Consider the following 1,157-nt stretch of genomic DNA (forward strand, 5'->3'; position numbering starts at 1 on the left):
TGCTCCGCGTCGCGCGACAGGGAAACGTCGTCAGCGACCCGGAGCCGACCGACGTCGGCGAGGTCGTCGAGGCCGCCTGGCGGAGCCTCGGTGGGAAGTCGGGAGCGGCGCTCACCTACGAGCCCGTCCCGTCGGTGAGCAGCGACCCCGACCGGCTCCGCGAGCTGTTCGAGAACCTCTTCCAAAACGCGACGGACCACGGCGGCGACGACGCAGCGGTCCGGGTCGGGCCCCTCGACACGGGCCTCTTCGTCGAGGACGACGGCCCCGGGATCGCTGACGGCTGCGAGGAGGAGGTCTTCGACCACGGTTTCACCACGCGCGACGGCGGGCACGGCTACGGCCTCTCGGTCGTCCGGACCATCGTCAACGCGCACGGTTGGGACGTCGTCGCGACTGAGGCAGAGAGCGGCGGCGCGCGGTTCGAGATCACCGGGATCGACTTCCTCGGCTGACGGAGGAGCCGACGGACGCCAGCACGAGCCGCGGAACGAATGCGGCCTCCGCCCCTCGGCGGCAACGGGATCGAGGCCACCGACATATTTTCCATTTCCACCCTCGATTGGTATAAACTGGCTCTGTTGAAATACTTCAGAGCTGATAGAAGCTACGTGCGAGATACAGACGATCTAAATCACGAGTCAGCCGATAGAACGCGCTTGCGTATGTAACAGCCAGCCCGATGGAGTCGAGACGGAATGGACATCCTCCTCCGCGTAAACGCGGAGGAATCCCGAGCGGTGGGAGTTTCAGGTTTACAGTCCAGTCAGTGGACTACCAGCCCTTTCGGGCACGGGTAGTCCCACAGTGTCGGACTGGTGGACTGCTGGCCATGCCAACTGGCCGTTACCCCTATCCTCAACCGTGTACGGCGTCCCAGTGTTGTTTTTGCCACGGGGACGCCGGCAAGCGTCAACGGACTTGGGGGTATCGTCTGGTTTGCTTTGAGCAGTCGGCACAGACACACCCTTCGAGGATATGGCGTTCACCGACTGACCTTTCAGATACTGCCTCGTTACGCGGCCGGACAGGCCGCCTCCGAAGGACGGTTCGGAATCCGCTCCGTTCCGACCGATTCCTACCTTTGTATATAGCGGCCTGTCAGTTAAATCTCTGTCTGTGAAACTCGGTACAGACGTTCGGCTAGTGGATTGCTT

Annotated in this window: 1 protein-coding gene; it reads left to right on the top strand. The window is 62.7% G+C overall.

Translation table 11 applies throughout. The annotated features are described in order from the left end of the window. Positions 1-455 (top strand): sensor histidine kinase (locus tag B9H04_RS17805; RefSeq protein ID WP_139835162.1); only part of this gene is annotated, 455 nt, incomplete at its 5' end. Between the last annotated feature and the right edge of the window lie 702 nt (positions 456-1,157).

Source organism: Halorubrum ezzemoulense DSM 17463 (genome assembly GCF_002114285.1).
Classification (GTDB): Archaea; Halobacteriota; Halobacteria; order Halobacteriales; family Haloferacaceae; genus Halorubrum; species Halorubrum ezzemoulense.